Here is a 26,364-nt window from a genome sequence, read left to right on the forward strand (position 1 = left end):
GCCGGGCGAGAATGGGTCCGTGACAGACACCTTCACCACCCGGACGATCGACGTGACCACGGGCTCCGCGGAAACCGTGCTCGACCTGACCTCGGCCTGCGCGGACTTCCTGCGGGAGACCGCCCGGGGTCGGGACGGACTGCTCAACGTGTTCACCCCGCACGCGACGGCCGGGCTGGCCGTCATCGAGACGGGCGCCGGGAGCGACGACGACCTGTTGGAGGCCCTGCGCTCGCTGCTGCCCGCCGACGACCGCTGGCTCCACCGGCACGGCTCCCCGGGGCACGGCCGTGATCACGTGCTGCCCGCCCTCGTCCCGCCGCACGCCACGCTGCCCGTGGTGGGGGGCGAACTGGCCCTGGGAACCTGGCAGTCGGTGGTCCTGGTGGACACCAACCGGGACAACCCCCGCCGCACGGTACGGCTCTCGTTCCTGGCCTGAGGCGACGCGGTCACGGAAGCGGACGCCTCAGGCCTGCCTCGTCCCACGTTGCGAGGCGTCCCCACCACAGGTGTTCGTGACCAGACCGCTGCTCATGCCGAGGTCGAGGCAGCCTCCGCTGAAGTCGCTGCGGAGGGTGCCGCCCGCACCCGTACGCCACAGCCGGCCGATGTCCTGGGCGCAGTCGCCCACGAAGACGGCCTGGCCGAGGCCGTTGGCGTACAGGCACTGGCCGCTCTCCCGGTTGACGAGCTTGAAGCTTCCGTTCGACCCGCTCCGCACGGTCCACCGCGCCGAGGAGGCGGAGCAGTCGCCGAAGTCCGACGCCCCGAAGACCTGGGTGATGCACTTGCCCTTGTTGCCGTTCCGGTAGCGGTAGGTACCGGAGTCGGGGGCCTTGGGGGGTACGGGTGCGGTGGACGATCCGCCGCCGGGAGGACGTGGGCTGCCGGCACCGCCGGGGTTGCCGCCGTTCGCGGAGCCGCCCGCGCCGTTCGCGGAGCCTCCGGCGCCGTTCTGTGCGCCGCCCCCGGGGACCGGGCCCGTCGCCGGGCCGGGTCCCGTCCCCGTCCCCGCGCCCGGGCCGACCCCCGCGCCGCCCGCGGCCACGGGTACGAGCCCGCCCGCTCCGGCCTGCCCACCGTCCTTGCCGTCCGCACCGGAACTCGCCGGGGCCGGGGACTGTACGGGGGACGCCTGACCGGACGGGGCCCCGCTCGACGCCGGCGGCTTCCCGCCCGGGGGCACCGCGGCGGGGGCGGACCGCTCGCCCCGCGCGCCGGCCTGTGGCGCGGACGTGTACGGCAGGTTCTGGATGACCAACGTCGTGCCGCCCGCGACCACGACGACGGGGATGACGGCGAGGAGGACCCTGGTACGGCGCCGCGGCCGCTCGGGCCGCCGCCCCTTCGCGGGCAGGGCGACGGACACGCCCTCGGGCGCGGGTTTCGGGTCCGCCTCCGGCGCGGGGCCGTTCTTCGGGGCCGATCCGGTCTTCGGAGCCGGTCCGGTCTTCGCGGCCTGGTCCGTCGACGGCTCCGGCTCCGGCTCCTGGCCGGTGAGCGGCAGCGTCGGCACGTCGGTCTCCGGCACGCCCGCGGCGAAGGCGGCCCGCTCCCGCAGGGTCGCCGTGACGGCCGCGGGCCACAGCGGCTCGGCGAACGGGCCCCGACGCGCGGCGCGCTCGTGGAGTTCACCGGCGGTGGGGCGGCCCTCGGGGTCCTTGTCGAGGCAGGCCGCGGCGAGGTCGGCGAGGTCGGGGTCCAGTTCCCACAGGCAGTCCAGTTCCGGTTCCTCGTGGACGACGCGGTACAGCACGCCGTGCCCCGACTCCTCGCCGAACGGCGGCGTGCCGGATGCCGCGAACGCGAGGACCGACCCGAGGGCGAACACGTCGGTGGCGCCGCTGACCTCGCGCCTTCCCGAAGCCTGTTCCGGCGCCATGTAGGCGGGCGTGCCCACCACCATTCCCGTTCTGGTCAGTTGGCTCTGTTCGGCGGCCCGGGCGATACCGAAGTCGATGAGGGTGAGACCGTCCAAGGTCAGCATCACGTTGGACGGTTTCAGGTCCCGGTGCACCATCCCGAGGCCGTGTACCGACTTCAGCCCGGCCGCCGCTTCGCGCAGCAACAGCCACAGCGCGTCGGCGGGGAGACCACCGCCGTACGACTCGACGGCCTTGCTCAGCGTGATCCCGGGGATGTACGCGGTCGCGAACCACGGCGGCCGGGCGGTCCGGTCACTGGCCAGCAACGGTGCGGTGGCCTCGGCCGGCAGCCGGGAGAGGTTGTCCAACTCGTGTCCGAAGCGGCGCAGGAAGTCCTCGTCCTCGCCCACGACGGAAGCCAGCAACTGCTTGACGGCGACGTACCGGCCGTCATGGACCCCGAGGTACACCCGCCCCATACCGCCGGCGCCGAGTCGCCCCGTCAACGGAATGGGCCCGATCCGCCGCGGATCCCCCGCCTCCAGCGGCCCGGCCCCACTCCCCCTCAGCTCTGACACGTCAGCCCCATCGAATTGGAAATGTTTCCAGAAACCTACCCGAGCGACCCGGTCCGGCAACAGGGAGGTCGAACTCGACCGCACCTGAAGGCACTTCGGACTTAGGTAAGCCTTGCCTTAACGTCTAGGATGCGGGCATGAAGAAGATCATTCGCGCGCTGACGGCCGCGGCGGCCGGGCTGGCCCTGGCCGCACCCCTCGCTTTCGCGAGCCCCGCCGCGGCCACGGTCGCCCCGGCCGGCGGGACGTCCGGCATCGAACTCCCGCGCCCCACCGGCGCGTTCGCCGTGGGCCGCGACACCCTGCACCTGGTGGACCGCGAGCGCAAGGACCCCTGGGTCCCCACGGCCGATCGGGAACTGCTCCTGTCGCTGTACTACCCGGCGCTCGCACACAGCGGAACTCCCGCCCCCTACATGGCCGTTCCCGAAGCCAAGGCGCTACTGACCGACCGCGGCCGACTCGGCGAGTACGTCACACCCGAGCGACTCGCCGCCACTCGTACGCACTCCCGCGCCGGCGCGCTGCCCCGACCCTCCGCGCACCGCTACCCGCTCATCGTGCTCTCCCCCGGCTTCACGATGCCGCGCGCCTCGCTCACCACCCTGGCGGAGGACCTCGCCAGTCGTGGGTACGTCGTGGCCGCGGTGGACCACGCGTACGAGTCGGACGGCACCGTCTTCCCCGGCGGGCGCCTGCTCACCTGCAAGGCCTGCGAGCAGGTCTTTCCCGACGGGTCACTGCACCGGGTCTCCGACGGTCGGGCCCGCGACGTTCCGTTCGTCCTGGACCGCCTCACCGGGCCGCGCTCCGCGTGGCGGTACTCGTGGCTGATCGACTCCCGCCACATCGGCATGGCCGGGCACTCCATCGGCGGCGCGGCGGCTTCGGCCACCATGGCCGTGGACCCGCGCGTGGACGCCGGAGTGAACATGGACGGCACGTTCTTCACCCCGATACCGCAAGGCGGCCTCGGCGCCCGCCCGTTCCTGATGCTCGCCGGTGACCCGGCCCTGCTGCCACCCGACTTCCCCGACACCTCGTGGGAGGACAACTGGCCGCACCTGGACGGCTGGAAGAGGTGGTTGACCGTCACGGGCGCGGGTCACCCGGGCTTCACCGACTGGCCCGTTCTCGGCGATCAGGTGGGCTACTCCCATCCGGAGACCCCGCTCTCGGGCACCCGCTCCCAGCAGATCACGCGGGCGTACGTCGGCGACTTCTTCGACCTGCACCTGCGCGGGATCCCGGCGCCGCGCCTGGACGGACCGACCCCCGCCGACCCGGAGGTCGTGTTCCACCGCCGCTGACAGCCGGTGCGCGGCCCGTCGGCCGCCCTTGACGCCCCGCGAGGGCCGCTCGCCCGGGTGGGCGGCCCTCCACCGCGTGCGGGGGCGCCACTGCCCCGTCGGGCGCGTTCTCCACGAGCCCCACCCGCGCGGTGTCGGTGGGCCGTCGGGTCAGCCCCGGGGGAGAGGTCGACGCTCCCGTGACGTCGATCGGGCGCCGGCGTCCGAGTGCGACCGGCGTGACGCGAGGGCCGTCAACAGGGCGAAGGCGAGGACCGCGGTGAGCGTGCGCGTGATGTTGAACGCCTCCCAGCGCCCAAGGATCTCCGCATGGTCGGCCGGAGCCGAACCCGCGGCCCACTGCTTGATGCGGCCGTTGATCGGCACGTTGCCGAACCGGGTGACCAGGAAGGACAGCAGGGTCAGCAGGCCCGCGGCGCCGGCGGTCCACCGGGCACGACCTCGCGTGAGCACGGCGAGCGTCGCGGCGCTCACGATCGACAGCCCCATCGCCGCCTGCATGGTGATGCCGTTCATCTTCATCAGCTCGGCGTGGAAGTCCAGCCGCATGTCGAGCGGTACGGCGTTGAAGGTGGGAACGAGGTTGACCGCCCCGTAGCCGAACGCTCCGGCCAACAGACCCGTGGACAGCAGGGCGACGCCCTGGACTATGTGTACGCGCATGATCCCCAGCCTCCCGGTTCCGGCGTCCGAAGTCCAAGAGCCGGACATTCTCGCGTCCGGAAGCGCCGCTTGTACGACGTCGCCCGCATCGGATCATCGGCGCGCCTCCGGGCGGGGAGCCCGGCCCGGGGCAGGGTGCGGCTCGTACGATGTGTTGCATGTCGGACGCCTCTCCCCACCCCGAGCCGTTCACCCTCCGGACCGCCCCGGCGGCACTCCGAGACCTCGACGCGCGGCTGCGGGCGACACGCTGGCCGGACGAACCCGAGGACGCCGGGTGGTCGCTCGGCACCGACCTCGACTACCTGCGCGAGCTCGTCGCCCACTGGACGGACGGCTTCGACTGGCCCGCACAGGAGGCGGCCCTCGCCCGACTCCCCCACTTCCGTCTCGCGCTCGGCGGCCCGAGAATCCACTTCGTGCACGTCAGGGCCGTGACGCCGGAGGGTTCCGACCGGCCCGCCCTGCCCCTGATCCTCTGCCACGGCTGGCCGGACTCGTTCTGGCGCTACACGAAGGTCATCCCGCTCCTCACCGACCCCGGCGCGCACGGCGCCGACCCCGCGGACGCCTTCGACGTGGTCGTGCCCGACATGCCGGGGTTCGGCTACTCGGACCGCCCCGTCGGGCCGCCCCTCGACACCATCGCCGTCGCCGGGCTGTGGGCCGAGCTGATGGGCGTACTCGGTTACGACCGGTTCGGCGCGGCGGGCGGGGACATGGGCAGCCACGTGAGCCGCTACCTCGGGCTCGACCACCCCGACCGGGTCGTCGCCGTCCACCGCACCGACGCGGGGCTGCCGCTGTACACCGGCGACCCGGCGGACCTCGCGCCCGAGGAACGCGCCTGGCTGGACGACGCCGCGGCCTGGGGCGCCGCCGAGGGCGCCTACGCCGCCCTGCACCGGACGAAGCCGCAAACCGCCGCGTTCGGGCTGACCGACTCGCCGGCCGGGCTCGCCGCGTGGATCGTGGAGAAGCTCCGGGGGTGGAGCGATTGCGGCGGCGACGTCGAACGGAGCTTCACGAAGGACGAGATCCTCACGAACGTCATGCTGTACTGGCTCACCGGGACCATCGGCTCGTCGATGCGCATGTACCGCGCGAACGCCGCGATCCCGCCCGCGCAGCTCGCCCGCCGGGTCGAGGTGCCCTCCGGTTTCTCGCTCTTCCGGGGTGACGTCGTCCGCCCGCCCCGGGCATGGCTGGAACGCACGACGAACGTCGTCCGCGTGACCGAGCCCGCCCGGGGCGGGCACTTCGCGGCGTTCGAGGAACCCGAGCTGTACGCCGAGGAACTGCGCGCCTTCTTCCGTCCGTACCGGGCGGCGGCGCAGGGCTGACGGCGGGGCCGGAATCCCACGCCGGCGATTTGGTCGCAGACCTGCCAACTCCCCCTGCCCCGAAGCAGAATGGAGGCCGGGGCAACAGGGGGAGGCGCGCCGATGGGGCGGGTATGGCGGGTGGTAGTGGCCGTTGCGGTCGCTGGGTTCGTGCTGTGGTACGCCTCGTACTACACAACGATCATGGTGTGGGAGGGGCGCAAGATCCTCTCGTGGCTGGCGCCTCCCGTCCTGGTCGCGGGGCTCGGCGCGCTGCCGTGGCTGGTGCGCCGGCTGCGTTCCGGCGGGCGGGAGGAGGCCGGAACCGCCGCGCGGGCCGTCGGCTGTGTCGGTCTCGTGCTCGCGCTGGGCGTCGCGATCGGCTGGCTGGTCTACGGCTCCTACCAGCAGGACCGCGCCTACATGGAGAGCACGCGGATCGTCGCCGAGCCCGTCCCCGAACTCACCGCCCGCGCCCCGTACGTGGTCGGCAAGGCGCAGGCCGCCCCGAACCTGGGCGACGTGACGGGTGAGATCGCGGACGTCACCTACCTGCCCGACTCGGACCGGTTCTCCACCCTCGTGGAACGACGCGGCTGGCTCGCGGGCTACGAGGTCGGCCTGGTCCAGGACGTACCCCTCGGCGGCACCGGTCGCAGCCAACAACGTTGCGCCTTCGACACGGACGCGGCCGACGCGCGGATCAGCGGCTGGTTCACGCACAACCTGGGACGGAAGATCTCCGCACAGAGGCGGTGGGTCCGCTTCGAGGCCTCGGACGCCTACGTGACCTGCTCGGGCGACACGCCCACGGTGGTGGTCCCGCTGAAGCGACAGACCGGTTTCTTCGTGGTCACGGAGCGGCCCGCCGGGGTGGCCCTGTACAACGGGCGCACCGGCGAGCTGACCCTCCTCGACGACTCCACGGCCGTCCCCGGCCCCTCGTACCCGCTGAGTCTGGCGGGCCGGCAGCGCGAGGCCACGGCGGCGGTCGGCGGCTTCTCGGACTGGCTCTTCGAGCGGAGCGGTTGGGACGAGTCCGAGGACGGCGCCAACGAGGGCAACGAATCGGAGTTCACCCTCCGCTACCGCGATCAGGGCGGCCTCAGCGCCTACGTCACCCCCCTCACCCCGCAGGGCGAGGCGAGTTCGGTCGTGGCGGTCTCGACCGTCCCGACCCGCCACCAGGGCGGCGGGCTCGCCCCTCTGACGGTGCACCGGCTCGAACCGACCTGGTCCTCCCCGCAGACGATCGTCGCCCTCGTCAAGGCCGAGTACCGGGACGTCTGCTGCTACAACGACGACAGGGTCTTCGAGATCGTCCCGACCGGGGGCAGCACCTGGACGGCCACGGTCGGCAGCGAGCAGAACATCCGCTACCGGGTGGAGGGCAGGGGCCAGATCGGGGGCCGCGAGGCGACCTGCCTCAAGAGCGCCGACGGCACCCTCATCCGCTGCGCGTACGCGGCGCCCGGCTCGCCGGAGGAGAAGGAACTCAAACAGCGGGAGGAGGAGAAGCGCAAACGCGAGACCTCGTCCCCACCCGCCGGCGAGGACCTTTCGAAACTCACCCCGCAGCAGTTGGCGGAGCTCCACCGCCGTGTGACCGAGGAGGTCAACCGACGCCTCACGTCCGGGTAGTTCACGGCGCATCCCGGCTCGGGCGCGCCGGTTCGGAGCGCGCCGACCGTCGACGCGGGCACGCATGCGGACACCCACGGCGGGGCCCCGGACCCCGCCGGGCCCCGCCCGTGGATGTCCCGTCGGATCAGTCCACGAGGTCCACGAGGTCCACGAGGACGCCCGGATTGAGGATGCCGTGGGGGTCCAGGGCGCCCTTGGCCGCGCGCAGGGCGAGGGCGAAGGGTTCGGGGCGCTGGAGGTCGTAGCCGGGGCGGTGGTCACGGCCGACGGCGTGGTGGTGGGTGATGGTCGCGCGGTGGCGGTGCAGCACCTCTCCCGCGACCTCCTTCAGGTGGTCCCACACCGCGACCTGATCGTCCGGGCGACCCGCCGCGAGGACGGTGAAGTACGGGGCCGCGCCGTCCGGGTAGACGTGTGTGAGACGGCAGTTGACGAGGGCGGGATGGCCCGTGGCCTTGAGGGCGGCCGCGCCGACCTCGGTGCGTACGGCGTCGATCAGGCCCGGGACACGGTCCCAGGTGGCCGCCGTCTCGAAGGTTTCCGCGATGGCGCCCATCCTGGCCAGGCCGTCGCGCAGGTACGGCATGCGCAGGAACGCCGAACGCCAGGCGCCGACCGCGTCCCGGCCGCCGTCGCGGGACTCGCCGATCCGGCCGCCGTGGGCGCGGGCGAGACCGACGGCCTGTTCCAGGCGGGTGTCCACGGGGAAGTCGGCCGACTCGAACCCGAGGACCAGGACCGACGAACCGTCCTGGGAGGCGCCTGAGAGCGCGGCCTCCCCGGAGTCCAGGAGGCGGCAGTTCGCGGGGGCGAGGTCGGACCCCGCGATGGCGCGCACCGCCTCCAGCGCGGCGGCGAAGGACTCGAAGGCGAGTGCGGCGGACGCCTTGTGGACGGGCCGTTCCCGCAGGCGCATCCAGGCCTCGGTGATGACGCCGAGAGCCCCCTCGGAACCGAGGAAGAGCCGGTCGGGGGAGGGTCCGGCGCCGGAGGCGGGCAGCCGCCAGGAGGTGCCGGCGCCGGCCGGGGTGACCACCCGCAGGGACTGGGTGAAGTCGTCGATGTGGGTGTGGACCGTGGCGTAGTGACCGCCGGCCCTGGTCGCCAGCCAGCCGCCCAGCGTGGAGAACTCGAAGCTCTGCGGGAAGTGTCGCAACGTCAGTCCGTGCGGGCGCAGTTGGTCCTCCAGGGACGGCCCGAGGACCCCGGCCTGGATCCGGGCGGCCCGCCCGGCCACGTCGACCTCCAGGACCCGGTTCATGGCGGTCAGGTCCATGGACAACACGGCCCGGTGCCTGTCGCCCCGGTACTCCACACCGCCCGACACGGAAGAGCCGCCGCCGAACGGGATGACCGCGACGCCGTGTTCGCCGGCCCACTCCAGCAGGTCGGCCACCTCACGGTCGCTCTCGGGGTGGGCGACGAGGTCGGGGATGCGGCCGGGGCGGCCGTGCAGGGCGCGGACCACGTCGCGGTAGGCCTTCCCCATCGCGTGCGCGGCCCGCGCCGCGGGGTCGGCGGTGACCGCGCCCGACAGGCTCCGGGGGGCCTCCACGGCGGGGCGGTCGATGCGCAGGTCGGATATCCGGGGCACGGGGAGCGGTCGGGCGAGGGTGCCGGGCAACAGGGCGCCCATGGCGGTGCACTCGGCGTCGTCGGGGTGGGCGTCCGCCCACCCCCAGCCCCACCAGGATCGGGTGCGGGCGGTGTGGTGCGTCGTCGTCCGGGTGGCGCCGGCCATGGGGGCTCCAAAGGATCGAGGGAACTTACCTTGAGGTAAATTACCTACTGATAATATCGGCTCATGGCAACCCCACGTTCGAAAGCGGGCACCAAGGGCGTCCCGCGAGCGCTCCGGGAGGAGCAGATCCTCGCGGCGGCCACCGAGGAGTTCGGCGCCCACGGCTACGCCGGCGCTTCCCTGGCCGCCGTCGCCGCGCGCGTCGGCGTGACGAAGACGTTGTTGCACCAGTACTTCGGCACCAAGCAGGACCTCCACCTCGCCTGCCTGGACCCCGTCGGCGACCGGCTCGTCGCCGCCATGCGCGAGGCCGTCGCCGAGGACGGGGCCACCGCCCCGGGAACGCCGCTGAGGGTGCTGCGCTCGATCTTCAACGCCCTCGAAGGGCGGCGCGAGTCCTGGTTCGTCCTCTACGACACCTCGCTCCCCCCGGACGGCGAGAGTGCCCGGCGGGCCGCGGCGTACCGTGCCTCGGTCGACCGGCTCGCCGCGGGCGGCACCGCCGACCTGTTGCGCGCCGCCGGATCCACCGACCCGCTCGACGCCGACGCCCTCAACCACGTCTGGCAGGGCCTGGTCGCGACCCTCGTCCGCTGGTGGATCAAGCACCCCGACCAGTCGCCCGATGCCATGGCCCGGCGCTGCGCCCGCCTCTTCGCCGTCGGCGCGGCCCTCGCCTCCGACGGCCCGGACCTCGGGGTCCCGGCGGCGCAGGCCGCGGATCGAACGGCGACGCCGGGCGTTTCGTGACATCGTTGCGCCATGCCCATCGACGTTCGCCCGGCCTCGGTCTTCGAGGACGTCCGCGCCCTGCTCGGACCCAAGTCACCCGGGGCCAATGTCTGCTGGTGCCTGAGTCACCGGATCCCGTCCAAGCTCAACAACGAGCTGCGCGGACCCGCCCGCGGTGATTACGTCGCCGAGTCGTGCCGCGCCGATCCGCCGCCGGGGGTGCTCGCCTACGACGACGGCGAGCCCGTCGGCTGGGCCGCAGTGGCGCCGCGCTCGGAGACCTCGTTCGCACGCAGCCGCACGATCCCCTACGTCGACGACCTGCCGGTCTGGTCCCTGTGGTGCATCCGCGTACGACCCGGCCATCGCGGCAAGGGGCTCTCGCACACGCTGATCACCGGCGCGGTCGGGTTCGCCCGCGCCCGGGGCGCGCCGGCGATCGAGGCCTACCCCCTCGACAACGGCGCCACCAAGGTGGATCTGACCATGGCGTACGCCGGGATCCGCGAGAACTTCGAGCGCGCCGGATTCACCCACGCCGCCGACACCACTTCCGTGTTGGCCGGCCACCCGCGGATCCTGATGCGTCTCGACCTGCGCTGACCAGCCGCCGTCCCGGCGCGGCGCCCACCCGTCGGCGTCAGTCGAACCGGATGTGCCTGACCCCGATCAAAGCCCGGCGCACCCTCCCCCGCAGCGCGTTGTCGGTGTCGGGGGTGAGGGTCAGGCCGGCCGAGGCGGCGATGTGTTCGGCGACCTGGGGGACGGTGAGTCGGTCGGTCCACACCTGCTCCGCGAACTCCTCCCCGCGCAGGCGTTCCAGGCAGTGGTCGAGTTTCGACACCGCGAAGCTCTCGCGTCGCAAAGGGGCGTCCTTCCCGGCGAAGAGCCTGGTGGCGTGCCCGAAGCCCCGCTCCCGCAGGCGTCGCAACACGGTCTCGCGGTCGGACAGCAGCGCGAAGTGCCGGACGTCGTGGCCGCGTTCACGCAGCCGACCGACGATCTCCCGGAAGTAGACGGGCTCGACCACGGTCATCGGCACGATCACCGTGCCCTCGTACTCGGTCAGGGCGAGGTCCAGCAGCTCGTGGACGCTCCGCCGCCAGGCGGGAAGGTCCTGGAAGTCCGCGCGCAGCGCCGGGGGCAGCATTCGGTGCAGGCCGAACCCCACGTGTTCCGGGTCGCAGACGACGCTGCCCGGCAGACGCCGCCGGATCTCGTACGCACTCTGTGTCTTGCCGCCGCCGAAGGGGCCGTTGATCCACACGAGCATGCGCCGACCCTACGGGAGAGGGTCCGGCGGCAGGGTGCGAGGGCGCCGCCGCTGCCGCCCTCGGGCCTCGGATCCCGGTCGCGGCAGACGGCGGTTCACGGACGGGGCGTCAGAGGCGGGCCTGTGAGCCGTTGAGTTCCACGAAGCCCAACAACTGCCTCAGTGCGGCGAAGCTCGTGATGACCCGGCCGAGGATGTTGATCGAAGCCGGGCGGCCGTGCCGCAGGTTGTAGGCGAACTGGGAGATGGCCCCCCACTGGTTCTCCAGCCCCGCGTAGCCGTCGCCCAGCGCGCTCGCCTGGTGGCTGATGATGTTGCCGTAGACGCGGTTGAGGATCGGCGCGAAGCGCGCGGACTCCGAGAAGATCTGGGTGGCGACGAGCAGGGCGCGGCCGACGTTGTCGTTGTACGAGGTGACGTTGTTCAGCTGCCGCATGGCGTTGTACATGCTGTTGGGGGTGAACACGAGGTTCTGCCTGTCGTTGCCGCCGGGGAGGCTGTTGTAGTTGCCGGTGTTCGGCATGAACCGGGCCGACACCCCCAGGGCCTGCTGGAACTGCTGCTCGCGGTCGTGGAAGGCCCAGTGCGTGTTACTCCGGGGCGAGTAGAAGCCGGCGACGTAGAGGTTGTCGGCCCAGATGTAGACCGAGGCGACGTGCTCGTTGTTCGTGTCGAGCACCCTGACCTGGATGAGACGGCCGGCCTCGGTGGTCGTCTGCGTGACGTTCTCCTCCTCCGTGGGTTCACCGTAGGAACGCCGATGGATCTCGTCCATCAATCGGTAATAGCGGGTGGCGTGTTCCGCTCCGCCATCGGTGATCCTGGAGACATTCCAGTCGATGACCGAATAGTTCGTCGCGGATGCCGTACCGCTCAGTGCGGTGACCAGCCCCATGGCCATGGCAAGCGACAGGAACGCGGAGCACAATCTCTTGAGCATGTTTCCCTTCTCTCCCGGCACGGAAATGCGGGATCGAGGATGGATGACGGTTTCCCGAGCACGTGAGTGACGATCGCCCCGGGAACGAAGAACGTACGAGTTCCCCCGCCTTCCGCGTTTCCACCGCGTGCACGCCTCCTTGACCCTCGGCGCACGGCGTCGGGCCGGTCTCGATCGGCGGCGGCCACGCGTACACGGATTCGGAGGGTCGCATTCCGAATCAAGGGCGAATTCAGGCAACGCCGGCTGATTCCCATCGGGTCGAACTCATCGCCGCCGCCGAGGCATGCCGCGCGATCACCCGCCCCCCACCTCCCGGATATCACGGCATCCGTGATGCGGTGATAGAAAAGGATCTTGGCTCTCGCTTCCGAGAACGCCGTCCTCATCCAGCGCTGTCCGGAAGCAGTAATTCCGCACCACCACAGGAAGGTCCAGGGCAGACGATGTATGCGCGCCCCGACGAGGTCCGTCACCTGCACACGCTCGGTCCCCACGGCACCAATCTGGAAGCCGCCTCCCACGAATGGTTCCGCAGACGAGGTGTCGAGGGAACGGTCGAACTCCACGCCTCGATCGAGTCCGCGTTGGAGGCCGTGCCCGACGACGGACGGCACGCGTTGACCGCCTGCGCCGTCTATCCGGCGCTGCACACCCTGGTCTTCTCCAACCTGCACCGACTCCACATGATCGACAGCTTCGTGATGCCGACTCACAACATGGTGCTCGCCAGCAGCGGCACCCGGGACCCGGCGACCGTCGCCTCCCACCCCGCACCCAAGGGACTCGTCCCCGAACCCGCCCGGATCCGCGAGGTGCTGAGCAACTCGCAGGCGGCCATCGACTGCGCCGAGGGGCTCGTCGACGGCTGCATCACCACCATCGTGGCCGCCGAGCGGCACGGGCTGCGGGTGCTGCGGGACTTCGGCCCGGTGCCGATGGTCTTCACCGTCCACCAGGTACTGACCGTCCGCGCCGAGGGCGAGCGGCCGCTCGCCGTGGGGGCCGCCCGATGAGCACCGGAGACTTCACCTCCGCGACCGCACCCGTACCGGCGGACCTCCTGGCCGAGGCCGACCTGTTGACGGATGTGCTCATCCCGATGGTGAATCGTTTCCGCGACCGTCAGCGGGACGACGGCACCGTCGCCGATCCCACCCCCGACGACGCCGAACTGCTGGGCCGGATACGCGACGAGGCGACATCCTGGTACCACCGTCACGGACTCGACGGACAGGCCGACGCACTGGTGGCGGACGTCGACGGCTGGCTGGCGGCCGGTCTCGACTCCCGCCCCCACTTCGCCCGTTCCCGGGACGCCCTGCGAGTCCCCGCCGACGGCGAGCCGGTCTTCTTCCTCGCCCCCTTGCAGAGCACCAACAGCGCCCCTCCCGTCGGCAAGCGCCTCGACTGCTTCCTCGCCCTGCGCAAGGAGCCCGACGCCCTGGCGGGCATGGCGGCGGACTTCCCGCACCCGAAGAACAACTGCCAGTCCCTCGTGCTCGTCACCGGAAGCGCCGGCTTCGCCCGGGGTTCCTGCCTCGTCTTCTTCCCGGAGAACGTCGCGGCGCACGACAAGGTGACCGACCAGCCGTACGCCATGTTCTTCTACAACAAGATGCGGAAGATCCACGAGACGTACGCGCTGCCCGCCGCCGCGGCCGTGCTCACGCCGGACTCGCTGCCGGGCGCCTCCGGCGGCCTCGCCGCCGACGTGTGCTTCGAGGCCCGCGCCATCTGGGGCTACCTCCACGACTCGATGCACTACCAGGGCCTGTGGCCCTTCGACGAGAACATCTCCCTGAAGATGAACTGGTTCGTCGGCCTCCTGGAGGAGATCAAGGTCGACGCGAAGACCGTGCTCGCCTGCGCCGACAGCGGCCTCGTCCCCTTCGCCGAGCAGCAGATCGACATGATCCTGCTGGAACGGGTGTTCCGTTACCCGCAGGCGGACGACGCCACCCGCAATTTCGATTCCGGCACGGGTGTGTTCCTCTACTCCTGGTTCCGCGAGCACGAGGCGCTCGTCGGATCGCCCGCCGACGGCGGGCTGCTGCGGTTCGACCGCGCCAGGGCCCTGGAGGCTCTGCGCGCGTTCGTGACGCGTGTGGAGAAGCTGGAGGCAGAAGTGACCGATGACGACGAGTACCGCGCCGCCGCCAAGGAGTTCGTGCGCCGGTACCTTCCCGAGGGCGAGCCCCGGCAGCGGTTCTCCTTCACCGCGGACCAGCTCGTACTGCGCCGGGCCAAGAGCGACCTGGACCGCCTGCCACCGCTCGAATTCGCGCGGGCGGGGTGGTGACTTCCGCCCGGCCCGCTCCCGGGGGCGGGGACGGACGGCTGGTCGTGCCCGCCCTCGCGGCGTGCATGGTCCTCCTGCTCGCCGCGGGCTGGCTGCTCTCCGGCCACCTGGTGGCCGGCGTGCCCCCGCTCGCGGTGGCCGCGGGGCGGACCGCCACGGCCTTCGTCGTGATCATGGTGATCGCCTCGCTGACCCCGCGCGGTCGCGGCGGGGCCCGGACGGCCGCCGGCCGGCCCCGCGCCGTGGCGGTCCTCGCGTTCCTCGGCTTCTTCGCCTACTACTCGGGAACCCTGCTCGGCACCCGGTACGTGGGAGCCTCCCGCGTGGGACTGATCGTCTCGCTCCTGCCCTGCGTCACCTTCGTCATCGGCATCCTCGCGTTCCGCGAGCCGTCCTCGCGCCGCAAGGTCCTCGGGACGGTCCTCGCCGGCGCGGGCGCGATCGGCTTCCTGCTGGCCGACGGCGCGGCGAGCGCCGGGCCCGGCTCGGACGGCGGCGCCGCCACCCTCCTCGCGGGGGGCGCGCTCGCCTTCGGCGGCACCCTCACCTACGCCCTGTACGGATACGTCTACCGGCAGCACATGTCCGACGTACCGGCCCTCGCGGCCCTCCCCGCCGTCACCGGGGCCGGCACGCTCATGCTCGGCCTCACCGCGCTGCTGTTCGTACCGCTCGGCGGGGTCTCCGCCGCCGACTGGGGCGGCGTCGCCGTGCTCGGCGCGGTCCTCACCGCCCCCGTCTTCCTCATCTCGCACGAACTGATCCTGCGCAAGGGGCCGTTGTTCACCTCCGCACTGGGGCTGGTCGTTCCCTTCCTGGTGCGGCTCGGCGAATGGGGCCTGGGCACGGCCGCCGCGCCGGGCGCGCTCCCCGTCCTGCTCATCGTCGCGTCCGCGGCCGGTGTGTGGCTCACCGTCGGCGGTCGCCGGCGCGCGGGGGCCGCCGTACCCGCCCGCCCCCGCGCCGAGGGCGACTCCGGGACCGACACCGCGTCGCAGACCGAGTCCGAGAACGACAGACCCGATCACCGTGCCTCCGCCACGGCCGAGGCCCTCCCGCCAAGGAGCCCATCGTGACCGCCTCCCGCCCGACCCTCGTCCTGCTCCACCAACGCGTCGGCCTGCCCTGGCTCTTCGACGCCGCGGTGCGCGCCGGCATCGACCTGATCCTCGTCCCGCGATCCGACGAGCGGGTGGACCCGGACCGACTGCCCCCGGCGGTCGTGGAGTTGCTGCCGCTCGACGTGGCCGGCGATCCGGCAGGCGCACTGAAGACCCTGCGCGAACGGCACCGGGCCACGCCCTTCGACGGCATCGTCACCCTCTACGACCCGTTCGTGCCGTTCGTCGCGGACGCCGCCGAACTCCTCGGTCTGCCCGGCATCGGCCCGACCGTCGCGCGCAACGCCCAGGACAAGCGGATCATGCGCGAGCGGCTCGCGGCGGCCGGTCTGAACGTGCCGCGCTTCGTGCGGCTCGACCCCGCCGACGATCCCGCCGCGACCGTCTCGGAGGCGGGCCTGACGTTCCCCGTCGTGGTCAAGCCCGCCCTCGGCATGTCCAGTCTCGGCGTGACCCGGGTCGACTCCGTCGACGCGCTCGGCGAGGTCGTGACGGACGTACGCCGGGTGTCCGCGGGCACCGCCGACGGAGGCGCCGGGCTGATCGTCGAGGAGTACCTCGACGGACCCGAGTTCGCCGTCGAGTCGCTGGTCCACGAGGGCCGGGTGCAGGTCCTGTCCATCGGCTACAAGGGCGACCCCCGGGGCCCGTACTTCGAGGAGAGCGTCTACCGGGCGCCCGCCGCGCTGCCCGAGGCCGTCCGGGCCGATGTCGTGCGCGAGGTGATCGCCGCCCACACGGCCCTCGGCATCACCCTCGGCCCCACCCACACCGAACTGCGCCTGCGCGGCGGCTCCGCCCCGTACCTCCTGGAGATGGGGGCACGGATCGGTGGTTCCGGGGTGTCCCACTACATCGCGGAGAACGTCACCGGCGTCGACCTCGCCGCCGAGACGTTGCGCATCGCGGCCGGCCTGCCGCCGCTGCGCACCGTCGAACAGGGCTTCACCGAGCCCGTCGCCGCGTCCGCGAACTACATCGTGCCGTGCGGCGGACACGGCACGATCACCGCCGTCCACGGCCTCGACGAAACCGAAGCGGATCCCAGGGTCGACCACGTCGTGCGGATGCTCGCTCCGGGCGACGTCGTCCGTCCTTACCCGGACTTCACCGGCTACCCGGCGTTCATCCTGTCCCGGCACGCCGACCTCACGGGGGCGGAGGAGTTCCACGGCCACCTGGAGCAGGCCATCCGCATCGACTACGCCCCCGCGACCCGCGAGGAGAACCCTTCGTGACCGCCCTCCCCTTCGACGACCGCGACGGCACCATCTGGCTGGACGGCCGGTTCGTGCCCTGGCGCGAGGCCCGGCTGCACGTCCTCAGCCACGGCCTGCACTACGGCGGAGCCGTCTTCGAGGGCGTGCGCGTCTACGGCGGCCGAATGTTCAAGTCACTAGAGCACGCCGAGCGGCTGCGTTCCTCCGCCCGGGAGTTGAACTACTCGCTTCCCTACTCGGCGGACGAACTCGACGCCGCGGCAAGGGAGGTCGTCCGCCGCGAGGGCATCGTCGACGGGTACGTCCGGCCCGTGGCCTGGCGGGGCAGCGAGCAGATCAGCGTCTCCGGGTCCGGCAGCACCCCGCACGTGGCCATCGCCGCCTGGGACTGGCCGCACGTCTTCTCCGCCGACGCGGCGCGTGCCGGCATCCGGCTGCGCACCTCGAAGTGGCGCCGGCCCGACCCCGCGACCGCTCCGGTCCGGGCCAAGGCAGCCTCCCTGTACAACATCTGCACGCTGGCCCGCGACGAGGCCGAGGCGGCGGGCTACGACGACGCCCTGCTCCTCGACCTGCGCGGCGCCCTCGCGGAGGCCACCGGGGCCAACCTCTTCCTGGTGATCGACGGCGCCCTGCACACGCCGACTCCGGACTCCTTCCTCGACGGCATCACCCGGCAGACGGTCATCGCCCTCGCCGCCGACCTGGGCATCGAGGTGGTCGAGCGCCGCGTCGAGCCCGGTGAACTCGACCACGCCGAGGAGGTCTTCCTCACCGGCACGGCGTACGAGGTCCAGCCGGTCAGCGGCGTCGACGAGCGGACGTACCGGGTGGGCAAGATGACCGCGGAACTGGCCGCGGCGTACGCGCGACTCGTCCGTTCCGACTAGGGCAACGAGCGGGTGAGCCAAGCCACTTCACCGGCGTCCTCGGTGGTGACGCGATCCCGCTCGAACCCGAGCTTCTCCAGGACACGGAGCGACGGTGCGTTCCATGTGCCGACCGTCGACCAGAGCCGCCTCCGCCCCGTCGCGATGGCGGCGTCGAGGACCGCGGCGGCCGCCTCGGTGGCGTAGCCCCGCCCGTGTACGCGCCGGCACAACTCGTAGGCGATCTCGGGCTCCTCGATGGTGGAGCGGCCGATGATCAACCCGCAGTAGCCGATGAAGTCGCCCTCGTCGCGACGTTGGACGGGCAGCAGGGCGATCCCCGTGCTCGCCGTCGCGGCGAGCAGGTTCGCGATGGAGGTCCGTATGTCCTCCACCGCGGGCGTCCCCTTGCCGCGTTCGGCGAGAAGGGCGGTGAACTCGGCGGCGTCGGACTCGGCCCACGGCCGCAGGATCAGCCGCTCGGTCTCAAGGTGGAAGGGCATCGTCTCGTATGGTGGCATGCCCCCACTCTGCCTCACGGATCATCACGCACCACAGCCGGAGTGCGAGGTCGTCTCCCGGATCTCCCTTGGTCCTGGTGGAGTCGTTCAGTGCGGGGACGCGGCGATCCGGGCGCGGTGGTGTTCAGCGTCGGAGAGGAACGCCGCCAACGCCTCTCCCTGCTCGGCCACTTCGATGTGGTCCGCGCGGGAGAAACGGCGCAGCGGGGTGACCGTCACGGCGCCGTCCCGGACGGTCCACGTGGCGGAGACCCGGCCGTCCAGCAGTACGACGCGTTCTCCGGCGACCGACAGGCCCCGGTGGGCGTCGTCGATGATCCGGCCGCGGTCGTGATGGCCGAGGATCGCGTTGTCGAACGCCGGCAGGAACCGCACCGGAGCGGGCGTGTCGGGATGGGGCCGGGGCGCGTCGGGGAGGTCCAGGAGTTCCCGCCCCCGCTCGTCCCTGAAGGTGACCAGTTCCTCGCGCATCGCGGAGATCGCCGCCGGCAGGCCGGCGAGACCGCACCAGGCGCGCACGTCGGCCGAGGCCGCGGGACCGTACGCGGCGAGGTAGCGCCGTACGAGCGCCTGCCCCGCCGGATCGGAGGCGTCCCGGGACGGAGGGTCGACCTCGCGCCCCAGCCATGAGGAGAGCAGGACGTCGCGTACGCCCGCCTTCGTCCGCCAGAGTCCGCGCGGCGGCATCTGCGCCATGGGAAGCAGGGCGGCGACGAGCATCTCCCCCAGGGGCCGCGGCCCCGGCGTCGGCCGGCCGAGGGCCCGGGCGAGTTCGGTCATCGAGCGGGGTTCGCCGTCAGCCATCACCGCGCGGCCCGCCGCGGCGAGTTCGTCGAGGTCCGTCCCGGCGAAGTCGCCGCGGTAGGTACCCAGCACCCTCTGGCGCGGCATGGCGTCGTGGCGGGCGCGCCAGGCGAGGGCGTCGTCGGCCGTGACGAGGTGAACGGTGCGGCGCATGAGGTGGGTACGCACCACGGCCCGTCCGGTCAGCAGGTCGGAGAGCTCCGCGGGGGCGAACGCGTGCAGCCGCGACCAGAGCCCGACGAAGGGTTCCTGCGGTTCCTGGGCCTGGAGCCCGCAGAGGTGCGCGACGGCGTCGAGGGCCGGCACCCGGGCCCGGTCGAGCAGGAACTGACGGGCGAGTGTGGCACGGCCCAGGGCGCGACACGGGTCGACAGTGACGTGCTCATGGCTCTCGGCGCCGCCGTCCACGCCCGCGAGGTACTCCGCTTCGACTACCCGGCCGCGACCGCGCCGGGAGCCGACGGGGGCCGGGGGGACGCCGACCGCACGGCGCCCCCTCCCCGGCGGGCGCAGCCCCATCACCTCGTCACCTGGGGCGGCCGCTGGTACCTCGTCGCCTGGGACCTCGACCGCGAGGACTGGCGCACCTTCCGCGCGGACCGGATCGGCCCGCGCGTCCCCACGGGGCCCCGCTTCGTTCCGCGCGAGGTGCCCGGGGGTGATGTGGCCGCCTACGTGGCCGGCAGGTTCCACGGCTCCGACGCCGCCGGGGACTGGCCCTGCCGCGGCGAGGTGATCATCGACCTGCCGGCCGCCGACGTCTCCCGGTACGCCCGTGACGGCTTCGTCGAGGAACTCGACGCGCGGCGCTGCCGGCTCGTGCTGGGCTCGTGGTCCTGGCCCGGACTGGCCGCCACCCTCGGCAGGTTCGACGCGGACATCGAGGTGGTGGGGCCGACCGAGTTGAGGGAGGCCTTCGCGCACCTGGCGCACCGCTACGCACGCGCCGCGACGAACACTCCCGTCGCACCCGGTACGACCGCCACACCTGCCTCGCCCGGCACTCCTGCCCCTCCTGGCGCGGGCGCTTGAGCCGCACCGCGCCTCAAGCGCCACGGCGCACACGCCCCGGCCCTCGTTGCCGATGATTCAGCCCCGTCCGCTCCCGCGCGGGTCGATCGGGGTGAGGATCCCCAGCCGGTCCTCGATCGCCTGGGCCGCCGCCAGGCACAGGTCTTCCCGGAACGCCCGTCCGACGACCTGCACGCCGGTCGGCAGGCCATCGGCCACCCCGGTCGGCACGGCCACGGCGGGGACGCCGGCGAAGCTGGTCACGGTACACAGCCGCATGGCCGAGGCGACCCGGTCCCGTCCCGCCATGTCGCGCGACTCCAGACCCGGCTCGACGGGCGGTTCGGTGAACACCGGCCCGAGCAACAGCGGGTACGCGTCGAGGAATTCGGCCCAGGAGCGGCGGATGTTCAGCCAGGTTCCCATCAGCTTCATGAACGCGTCGGCGCTCGCCGGCGGGGTCCGTTCCATGGTCATGCCGATGTAGCGGTCCCCGCCCTCCCCGAGCAGCCCGCGCACCGCGGGCCAGGTGGGGGCGAACTCGGTCACGACGATCCGGCCGTACGCGTCGAGCGCCTCGTCGAGTCTCGGTACGTCAGGCACCTCCCGGACGTCGTACCCGGCGTCCCGCAGCGCCTCGGCCGCGTGCTCGACGGCTCGGCGCACCGTGGGGTGGACCCCGTGGCCTCCGGGGTCCGTCACGACCGCGACCTTCAGTGGGCCCGGGATCGGTGCGCCGTAGGCGGGCACCGGGACGGCTCGCGGGTCTCGCGGATCGGTTCCGGCGAGTACCTCGTAGGCGAGTCTCAGGTCACCCACGGAGCGCGCCAGCGGGCCGTCGGTGACCAGGAACTGTGAGGCCGGGCCCGGGTCGTCGGGGCCCAGCACCCGGTGGTCCGCGGGGAAGCGCCCGCTGGTCGGCTTCAACCCGGCCACACCGTTGAACTGGGCGGGGATCCGGATCGATCCGCCCGAGTCGTTGCCGAGGCCGAGGGCGGCCATGCCGGTGGCGACCGCCACCCCGTCACCACCGCTGGAGCCGCCCGGGGTCCGGTCGGGGTCCCAGGGGTTGACGGTGTCCCCGAACAGTTCGCTCCGCGTGTGCATTCCGGCGAGGATCAGCGTCGGGATGTTGGCGTGCCCGACGGGGATGGCGCCCGCCGCGCGCAGTCGTGCCACCGGTGGCGCGTCCGCGGGCGCCACCAGGTCGCGGAAGCGTTTCACACCGAACGTGGTCGGCACCCCTTCCACGGCGGTGCTCTCCTTGACGGTGAACGGCACGCCCGCGAGCGGGCCCGGCACCTCACCCGCGGCCCGCCCGCGGTCCGTTCGGGCGGCTGCGGCGCGGGCTCGCTCGGCCAGGATCAGCGTCACGGCGTTGACCCGGGGGTTGACCTCGGCGATCCGCTCCAGATGGCTGTCGACCAGTTCGAGGGCGGAGACGTCCCCACCGCGTACCGCGGCCGCCTGCTCGGCGGCCGTCATCCTCCACAGGGCGTCCCTCACGTCTGGTACCTCTTCCCGAAACACGTTCCGATGCAAGTGCATCGAAACAGTACCCCGGGAATCGATACGAGCGCATCGCATAAAGTGTGCGGGGACCCGGAGCACCGGAGACACCGGGAGTCAGGGAGGAGACGGGAATGCCCAAGCAGGTGAACTACGCGGACCGCCGCCACCTCATCGCCGAGGCCGTCTGTCGACTCGCCGACGAACACGGGCTGGAAGGCGTCACCCTGCGCGACGTCGCCGCCCGCGCGCAGGTGTCGATGGGCGCCGTCCAGCGCTGTTTCCGCACCAAGGAGGAGATGCTCTCGTTCACTCTCGGGCGGGTGGGCGACCGGATCGGCGAGCGCATCCGGGCCCGGCTGGTGGCGAGCCCCGCACAGTCGGCAAGCACCGCCCTGGGCCACGCGGCCACCGAGGTCGCGCTGCTCCGGGAGGAACACCGGGCCGAGGCCCGGGTATGGCTCGCGTTCGTCGCCCAGGCGGCCGTCAACGAGACCCTCGCGGCCACCCTGAAGGCCAACTACGCGGCCCTGCAAGAGGCGTTCACGCACCTCATCGCGGAAGCCGCCGAAAGCGTCGACGGCCTCGCGCGCCCCGAAGCGCCCCCTGTGACACCCTTCGACGCACTCCTCGACGCGTCACACGAGGCTCGCACCCTCCTCGCCCTCACGGACGGTCTCACCACGCACGTGCTCATCGGCCACCTCACCCCACAAGCGGCGCGGGACGTCCTGCACGCCCACCTGGCCAACCTCTGGGCGCGGACCGCGCGGCCCACGACCGACCCCGCGCTCCGTCCCGACCAACCCGACCGCTGACGGGCCGGAAACCGGTCGACGATGGTCAAAGGTCGATGAGAGCCTGTCCCGCATGGACGCCGACCCCATCGACCTCGCGCGACGTCTCGCGCGCGACCTGTTCCCCGAAGCGCTCGCCGTGGTTCTGGCCGGATCCACGGCCTCGGGGCGGGCGACGCCGAGCAGCGACCTCGACGTCGCGGTGCTCGTCGGGGACGGCGGCGAGACCCTCCGCGCGTGGGCGGGCGGCGGGAAGTGGCTGCCGCGACGCCTCTTGGCCGCGGACGCGGAACGCGGATCCGCCCTGCTCGAAGGACACCTGCGGCTGTGTCGATCGGAGGATCCGACGCCGCTCGTCGATGCCGCCTCTCGGATCCTCGACCTCGTCGGCGGGCCGCTTCGCGAGGGCTACCGCAGAACCTGGCGGGGTGTCGTCGCGTCGGCGGCCGCCCCGGTCGGGCGTTGACGGCGGACCGACGCGGCACCGCCCTACCGGGGCGGGGTGTCCGTACCCGACCCGCCGGCCAGGCCTCCCCGGCGCCCGGTCGCCGGCGCCGGCGCCACTGACGGTGGTGACGGCAGGCGGACGACGAGGCGGGCGCCGCCAGGACTCGGCTCCGCGTCCACGGAACCGCCGTGATGGGCCGCCAGGTCCCGGGCGATGGCCAGCCCCAACCCGGCCCCGCCCTGGTCGCGGCTGCGGGCGTCGTCGAGGCGGGTGAACCGTTCGAAGACCCGCTCCCGTTCCGCGGGCGGAATGCCCGGCCCGTCGTCCACGATCTCCAGCACGGCGACCGGTGCGCCATCCACGCCCGGCGCGGTGCGGAGCACCACGTCCACCCGCTCCTCCGCGAAGCGCTGGGCGTTGTCGAGCAGGTTGGTGACGATCCGGATCAGCCACAGCTCGTTGCCGGTGACCCGGATCCCGGCGGTGAGGGCCGTGCCGACCGGGACCCGGTCGCCGGCGCGGGCCTCGACCACGTCCCGGACGAGCTCGGTGAGATCCAGGGGCACGGTCGGCACGGGCTGCGCGGCGTCGATCCGGGCGAGGAGCAGCAGATCGGCCGCGAGTTGCTGGAGTCGCTCGACGTCCTCCAGCGCGCCTCCGATCAGTTCGGGCCACAGGTCCGGGTCACGGATCGCCATGGCCACCTCCAACTGGGTCCGCAGCACGGTGATGGGGCTGCGCAGCTCGTGCGACGCGTCGGCGATGAACCGCCGCTGTCGGATCCCGGACGCCTCCAGCCGGTCCAGGGTGGTGTTCATCGTCTGCGCCAGGCGGGCGACCTCGTCACGCGTGGGAGGCACGGGGACCCGGCGGTGCAGGTCCCGGTCGGAGATCTCCGCGACCTCGGCGCGGATCTCCTCCACGGGGCGCAGTGCCCGGCCGGTGACGCGCCAGGTGACGAGGGCGACGGTCGCGAGGAGGAGGGGCATGCCGATCGCGAGCGCGGCGGTGGTGGTGTCGTCGGCGGCGTCGGCGGCGCGCAGTGAGGCTCCCGCGTAGACGGTGACGATCCCGTCGGGGGTGTCGACGACGACCTGCGCCACCCGCACGCGCTGTTCACCGCCGAACGGTCGGTCCTTCCAGGTGTGCAGGCGCAGCCCCGGGCGCTGGGGCGACGGGGTGACGGGGTCGGGTCCGGGAGCGACGGGGACGGGCCCGGCGCGGAAGGGGCCGGGTGCGGCGAGTGGTCGGGGGCTGGAGAACAGTACGGTGCCGTCCGCGGCGACCACTTGGAGGAACTCGACGCCGGGGGCGAGCGGTCGGACGCGTCCCAGGTTGCCGGTGGCGGCGAGTGCGGCCACCGACTCGGCCTGTTGCCGGGCGTCGTTCTCCGCGTTGCGCAGCAGGTTGTTCTCCAGCAGGCCGATCAGGGCGAACGAGGCCGCGGTCAGGGCGGCGGCGACCACCAGGCTCGCGGCGACGGTGGCCCGGGCCCGTACCGTGGTCGGCCACCAGCGCCGCGACACGACCCACCGCGCCACCCACCGCACGGGGCGGCGCACCACCGGGAACCGTCGCGGCCTCGGGGGCCGGGGCGACCTCGGGAGGCGGCGCGGTCTCGGGAGGGCGCCGGGGCCGGGCTCCGGTTCAGCCACCGTCCACCGCCAGGCGGTAGCCCGCGCCCCGCACGGTCTCCAGGGCGACCCGGCCGAACGGCGCGTCGATCTTGCGCCGGACCGCGCTGACGTGGACCTCCACGACGTTGGGGTCGCCCTCGAAGGCGCTGTCCCAGACCTGTTCCAGGATCTCCCGTTTGGGCACCACCTCGCCCGGGCGCCGGGCGAGGCACTCCAGGACCGCGAACTCCCGCGCCGTCAACCGGATCTCCGTACCGGCTCGGGAGCACACGTGTCGCGCCGGATCGACGAGGAGGTCGCCGAATTCGAGGGCCTGGGGGGTGCGTCGGCCGCTACGTCGGCCCAGCGCGCGGAGTCGGGCGACGAGCACGAGGTAGGAGAACGGCTTGGAGAGGAAGTCGTCCGCGCCCGTGTCCAGCGCCTCCGCCTCGTCGTACTCGCCGTCCTTCGCGGTGAGCATCAGGATCCCGGCCTCGCTGCCGGCCGCCCGCAGGCGGGAGCAGACCCGGTAGCCGTTCAGGCCGGGCAGCATGATGTCGAGCACGATCAGGTCGTAGTCGTGCTCGGTGGCCATCCACAGGCCCTGCGGTCCGTCGAAGGCCACGTCGACGGAGAAGCCCTCGGACTGGAGCCCCCGTTGCAGGGCCACGGCCAGCCGTCGTTCGTCCTCCACCACCAGTACACGCATGCCGAACAGGGTCTCAGGCCCGGCCGTCGGCTTGCTGAAGGGGTCTTCAGGCGGCTTCAGGTGGGCTTCAGGTGAGGTCGCGCAAGCTCGGGACGCACCGGCCGCGGTGGCCGTTCGTCTTGAGGAGTCGCAGGCATGTCCCAGTCCGTCCCACCCTCGCCCCAGCCCGACCCGACCGTCCGGCCCGACACCGCCGCCCAGGCGGCACCCACCGTTACGACCGACCGGTCGCAGATCCCCGGGAACGCCGCGGAGACCGCTCCCCGGGACCGCAAGGTGCTCGCCCGGGTCGTACCGCGGAGCAGGGGAGCCCGCTGGGCCGTGCTCGGCGCGGCCGTGGTGCTGGTCGGCGGCGCGGCGGCCGTCACGGGCGTCGCCGTGTCCGAACACCACCGGGACCACCGCCCCGTGGGCATCCTCGGGCCGTGGGCCCACGACGGGGACGGCGACGAGCACGCCTTCGCGGGCCCCGGAGAGCGGCGGGCCGGCGACCGGCAGACGGGCAGGGAACGCGGTGTCCCGCCCCTGCCCGGCGGGAACGAGGACTCCGGCGGGCGGGTGACCGCCCCGAGGGCGGCGCCGGCGCCGCTGCCCTCGTTGGCCGCGAAGGACGCGGTCGAGAAGGCGGCCGGCGCGGTGAGCGGCGGCTCGGTGGAGAGCCTGCGCGTCGTCGGCCAGCAGGGCGGCGGCAGCGCGTGGCTGGCCGTCGTCGTCGGCCCCGACGGCGTCCGGCACGCCGTCACCCTGTCCGGCGCGGACGGCACGATCACCGGCAACACCGTCACGGGCGACACGGTCACCCCCGGCCGCTGACCTCCCCTCGCCGGCGGACAGCGAGCCCTCGGACCCCTTCCGTCGACACCGGGGCCCGACCCGTACGACCCGGGGCACGCCCCGTACGTACCCGGGCCCGACCACTACGTGCGCCGACGAGGTCCGCATGTTGCCGGATTCCGGCATGGACGCTTCATCGGTTCCCCTTCTATCGTGAGTTCCGTTCCGGAAGGGGACCGATGAACGGAAATCCCGCCTATCACGTGATCGCTCTCGGCATCGCGACCCTGGTGTGCCTGCCGGTGGCACTGGCCGTCCTGCGCGGACGCCGGATGCCGTGGTTGCGCCGCCGCACCGTGGCCCCGCGGCCGTACGCGTGGGGTGTCCTGTGCTTCTACGCGGTGGCGCCCGTGAACGCGGTGCCACGGATCCTCGACGCCCCACAGGACCTCGTCCTGGCCTGCACGGCGGCGGGTGTCGTCTGTGTCATGGCGGGGGCCGCGTTCATGTTGCGCGCCGAGCGCATCGGCCTTCGCTCGCCGGGCTGCCCCGCCGCGCACGAGTGAGCGGCCGGCGTGCACACCGTGCACGC

The 26,364-nt window shown here is 72.8% G+C and carries 25 protein-coding genes and 1 pseudogene; 16 read left to right on the forward strand and 10 right to left on the reverse strand.

The genetic code is table 11. The annotated features are described in order from the left end of the window. The first annotated feature begins 19 nt into the window (after positions 1–19). The gene (locus OHA84_RS03605) at positions 20–442 is read left to right on the forward strand and encodes a YjbQ family protein (RefSeq protein ID WP_266973432.1); all 423 of its coding nucleotides are present in this window, start codon (positions 20–22) and stop codon (positions 440–442) included. Positions 443–469: 27 nt separating this feature from the next. On the opposite strand, the gene OHA84_RS03610 is transcribed toward OHA84_RS03605, so the two are convergent. Then, entirely contained in the window at positions 470–2,446 is a 1,977-nt protein-coding gene (locus tag OHA84_RS03610) for a protein kinase (protein WP_266973430.1), read from the reverse strand. A 137-nt stretch (positions 2,447–2,583) separates the two neighbouring features. Between OHA84_RS03610 and OHA84_RS03615 the strand changes: the two genes are divergently transcribed. Next, positions 2,584–3,756, forward strand: coding sequence for an alpha/beta hydrolase (locus OHA84_RS03615; protein ID WP_266973428.1), 1,173 nt, complete (start codon positions 2,584–2,586; stop codon positions 3,754–3,756). Between the two features lie 150 nt (positions 3,757–3,906). Here the strand turns inward: OHA84_RS03615 and OHA84_RS03620 are convergent, their stop codons facing one another. Then, positions 3,907–4,419 carry a DUF1772 domain-containing protein gene (locus OHA84_RS03620; RefSeq protein WP_266973426.1) on the reverse strand — a complete coding sequence of 171 codons (513 nt, stop codon included), beginning with the start codon at positions 4,417–4,419 and terminating at the stop codon, positions 3,907–3,909. Positions 4,420–4,577: 158 nt separating this feature from the next. Here OHA84_RS03620 and OHA84_RS03625 point away from each other — a divergent pair, with 158 nt between their 5' ends. Both OHA84_RS03625 and OHA84_RS03630 read left to right on the forward strand, forming a co-directional pair. After that, complete coding sequence (locus OHA84_RS03625) at positions 4,578–5,762, forward strand: epoxide hydrolase family protein (protein WP_266973425.1); 1,185 nt, start codon at positions 4,578–4,580, stop codon at positions 5,760–5,762. Between the two features lie 126 nt (positions 5,763–5,888). Beyond that, complete coding sequence (locus OHA84_RS03630; protein ID WP_266973424.1) at positions 5,889–7,382, forward strand: hypothetical protein; 1,494 nt, start codon at positions 5,889–5,891, stop codon at positions 7,380–7,382. 127 nt (positions 7,383–7,509) lie between these two features. Here the strand turns inward: OHA84_RS03630 and OHA84_RS03635 are convergent, their stop codons facing one another. Continuing rightward, positions 7,510–9,126: an FAD-binding oxidoreductase gene (locus tag OHA84_RS03635; protein ID WP_266973423.1), complete on the reverse strand. Its 1,617-nt coding sequence runs from the start codon at positions 9,124–9,126 to the stop codon at positions 7,510–7,512. Positions 9,127–9,189: 63 nt separating this feature from the next. Here OHA84_RS03635 and OHA84_RS03640 point away from each other — a divergent pair, with 63 nt between their 5' ends. Both OHA84_RS03640 and OHA84_RS03645 read left to right on the forward strand, forming a co-directional pair. After that, positions 9,190–9,876: a TetR/AcrR family transcriptional regulator gene (locus OHA84_RS03640; protein WP_078999067.1), complete on the forward strand. Its 687-nt coding sequence runs from the start codon at positions 9,190–9,192 to the stop codon at positions 9,874–9,876. Positions 9,877–9,888: 12 nt separating this feature from the next. Further along, complete coding sequence (locus OHA84_RS03645; protein WP_053679853.1) at positions 9,889–10,461, forward strand: GNAT family N-acetyltransferase; 573 nt, start codon at positions 9,889–9,891, stop codon at positions 10,459–10,461. A gap of 37 nt (positions 10,462–10,498) precedes the next feature. Here the strand turns inward: OHA84_RS03645 and OHA84_RS03650 are convergent, their stop codons facing one another. Continuing rightward, positions 10,499–11,131, reverse strand: coding sequence for an AAA family ATPase (locus tag OHA84_RS03650; RefSeq protein ID WP_053679854.1), 633 nt, complete (start codon positions 11,129–11,131; stop codon positions 10,499–10,501). Positions 11,132–11,240: 109 nt separating this feature from the next. Beyond that, the gene (locus OHA84_RS03655; protein ID WP_266973420.1) at positions 11,241–12,071 is read right to left on the reverse strand and encodes a ribosome-inactivating family protein; all 831 of its coding nucleotides are present in this window, start codon (positions 12,069–12,071) and stop codon (positions 11,241–11,243) included. 446 nt (positions 12,072–12,517) lie between these two features. On the opposite strand from OHA84_RS03655, the gene OHA84_RS03660 reads away from it, so the two are divergent. The 5 genes from OHA84_RS03660 to OHA84_RS03680 are packed head-to-tail and all read left to right on the forward strand — an operon-like array spanning position 12,518 to position 17,604. Next, positions 12,518–13,087: a bacilysin biosynthesis protein BacA gene (locus OHA84_RS03660; RefSeq protein WP_053679858.1), complete on the forward strand. Its 570-nt coding sequence runs from the start codon at positions 12,518–12,520 to the stop codon at positions 13,085–13,087. Further along, positions 13,084–14,373 (forward strand): DUF6421 family protein, encoded by a 1,290-nt coding sequence (locus OHA84_RS03665; protein WP_053679860.1) that lies wholly within the window; start codon positions 13,084–13,086, stop codon positions 14,371–14,373. Before OHA84_RS03660 ends, OHA84_RS03665 begins: the two co-directional genes overlap by 4 nt. Continuing rightward, positions 14,370–15,449, forward strand: a complete 1,080-nt coding sequence (locus OHA84_RS03670; RefSeq protein WP_266973417.1) for a DMT family transporter — start codon at positions 14,370–14,372, stop codon at positions 15,447–15,449. The genes OHA84_RS03665 and OHA84_RS03670 overlap by 4 nt, the downstream gene beginning before the upstream one ends. Next, positions 15,446–16,732, forward strand: coding sequence for an ATP-grasp domain-containing protein (locus tag OHA84_RS03675; RefSeq protein ID WP_053679864.1), 1,287 nt, complete (start codon positions 15,446–15,448; stop codon positions 16,730–16,732). Before OHA84_RS03670 ends, OHA84_RS03675 begins: the two co-directional genes overlap by 4 nt. Beyond that, entirely contained in the window at positions 16,729–17,604 is an 876-nt protein-coding gene (locus tag OHA84_RS03680; protein WP_266973414.1) for a branched-chain amino acid aminotransferase, read from the forward strand. The genes OHA84_RS03675 and OHA84_RS03680 overlap by 4 nt, the downstream gene beginning before the upstream one ends. Here OHA84_RS03680 and OHA84_RS03685 read toward each other — a convergent pair. Continuing rightward, the gene (locus tag OHA84_RS03685) at positions 17,601–18,104 is read right to left on the reverse strand and encodes a GNAT family N-acetyltransferase (protein ID WP_053679867.1); all 504 of its coding nucleotides are present in this window, start codon (positions 18,102–18,104) and stop codon (positions 17,601–17,603) included. The two genes, OHA84_RS03680 and OHA84_RS03685, sit on opposite strands and share 4 nt — an antisense overlap. A gap of 87 nt (positions 18,105–18,191) precedes the next feature. Beyond that, positions 18,192–19,316 (reverse strand): winged helix DNA-binding domain-containing protein, encoded by a 1,125-nt coding sequence (locus OHA84_RS03690; protein WP_266973412.1) that lies wholly within the window; start codon positions 19,314–19,316, stop codon positions 18,192–18,194. Between OHA84_RS03690 and OHA84_RS03695 the strand changes: the two are divergent. Further along, positions 19,272–19,940, forward strand: a pseudogene (locus OHA84_RS03695) (helix-turn-helix transcriptional regulator); the annotation flags it as partial. The gene OHA84_RS03690 and the pseudogene OHA84_RS03695 sit on opposite strands and share 45 nt — an antisense overlap. A 57-nt stretch (positions 19,941–19,997) precedes the next feature. Here the strand turns inward: OHA84_RS03695 and OHA84_RS03700 are convergent. Next, entirely contained in the window at positions 19,998–21,425 is a 1,428-nt protein-coding gene (locus OHA84_RS03700) for an amidase (RefSeq protein WP_371591312.1), read from the reverse strand. A 137-nt stretch (positions 21,426–21,562) separates the two neighbouring features. On the opposite strand from OHA84_RS03700, the gene OHA84_RS03705 reads away from it, so the two are divergent. Continuing rightward, on the forward strand, positions 21,563–22,246 hold the full coding sequence (locus OHA84_RS03705; RefSeq protein ID WP_266973408.1) for a TetR/AcrR family transcriptional regulator: 684 nt from the start codon (positions 21,563–21,565) through the stop codon (positions 22,244–22,246). A gap of 52 nt (positions 22,247–22,298) precedes the next feature. Further along, positions 22,299–22,691 carry a nucleotidyltransferase domain-containing protein gene (locus OHA84_RS03710; RefSeq protein ID WP_266973406.1) on the forward strand — a complete coding sequence of 131 codons (393 nt, stop codon included), beginning with the start codon at positions 22,299–22,301 and terminating at the stop codon, positions 22,689–22,691. 23 nt (positions 22,692–22,714) lie between these two features. Here OHA84_RS03710 and OHA84_RS03715 read toward each other — a convergent pair whose 3' ends face one another. Next, the gene (locus OHA84_RS03715; RefSeq protein WP_371591574.1) at positions 22,715–24,199 is read right to left on the reverse strand and encodes a sensor histidine kinase; all 1,485 of its coding nucleotides are present in this window, start codon (positions 24,197–24,199) and stop codon (positions 22,715–22,717) included. Between the two features lie 121 nt (positions 24,200–24,320). Further along, complete coding sequence (locus tag OHA84_RS03720) at positions 24,321–24,998, reverse strand: response regulator transcription factor (RefSeq protein WP_266973402.1); 678 nt, start codon at positions 24,996–24,998, stop codon at positions 24,321–24,323. 135 nt (positions 24,999–25,133) lie between these two features. Here OHA84_RS03720 and OHA84_RS03725 point away from each other — a divergent pair, with 135 nt between their 5' ends. Together OHA84_RS03725 and OHA84_RS03730 are read left to right on the forward strand one after the other, a co-directional pair. Continuing rightward, positions 25,134–25,811 carry a hypothetical protein gene (locus tag OHA84_RS03725; RefSeq protein WP_266973400.1) on the forward strand — a complete coding sequence of 226 codons (678 nt, stop codon included), beginning with the start codon at positions 25,134–25,136 and terminating at the stop codon, positions 25,809–25,811. A gap of 200 nt (positions 25,812–26,011) precedes the next feature. Next, positions 26,012–26,338 carry a hypothetical protein gene (locus OHA84_RS03730; protein WP_053679882.1) on the forward strand — a complete coding sequence of 109 codons (327 nt, stop codon included), beginning with the start codon at positions 26,012–26,014 and terminating at the stop codon, positions 26,336–26,338. The last annotated feature ends 26 nt before the right edge of the window (positions 26,339–26,364 follow it).

Origin of the sequence: Streptomyces sp. NBC_00513, from assembly GCF_041431415.1 — a bacterium.
In the GTDB taxonomy this organism is placed as follows: domain Bacteria; phylum Actinomycetota; class Actinomycetes; order Streptomycetales; family Streptomycetaceae; genus Streptomyces.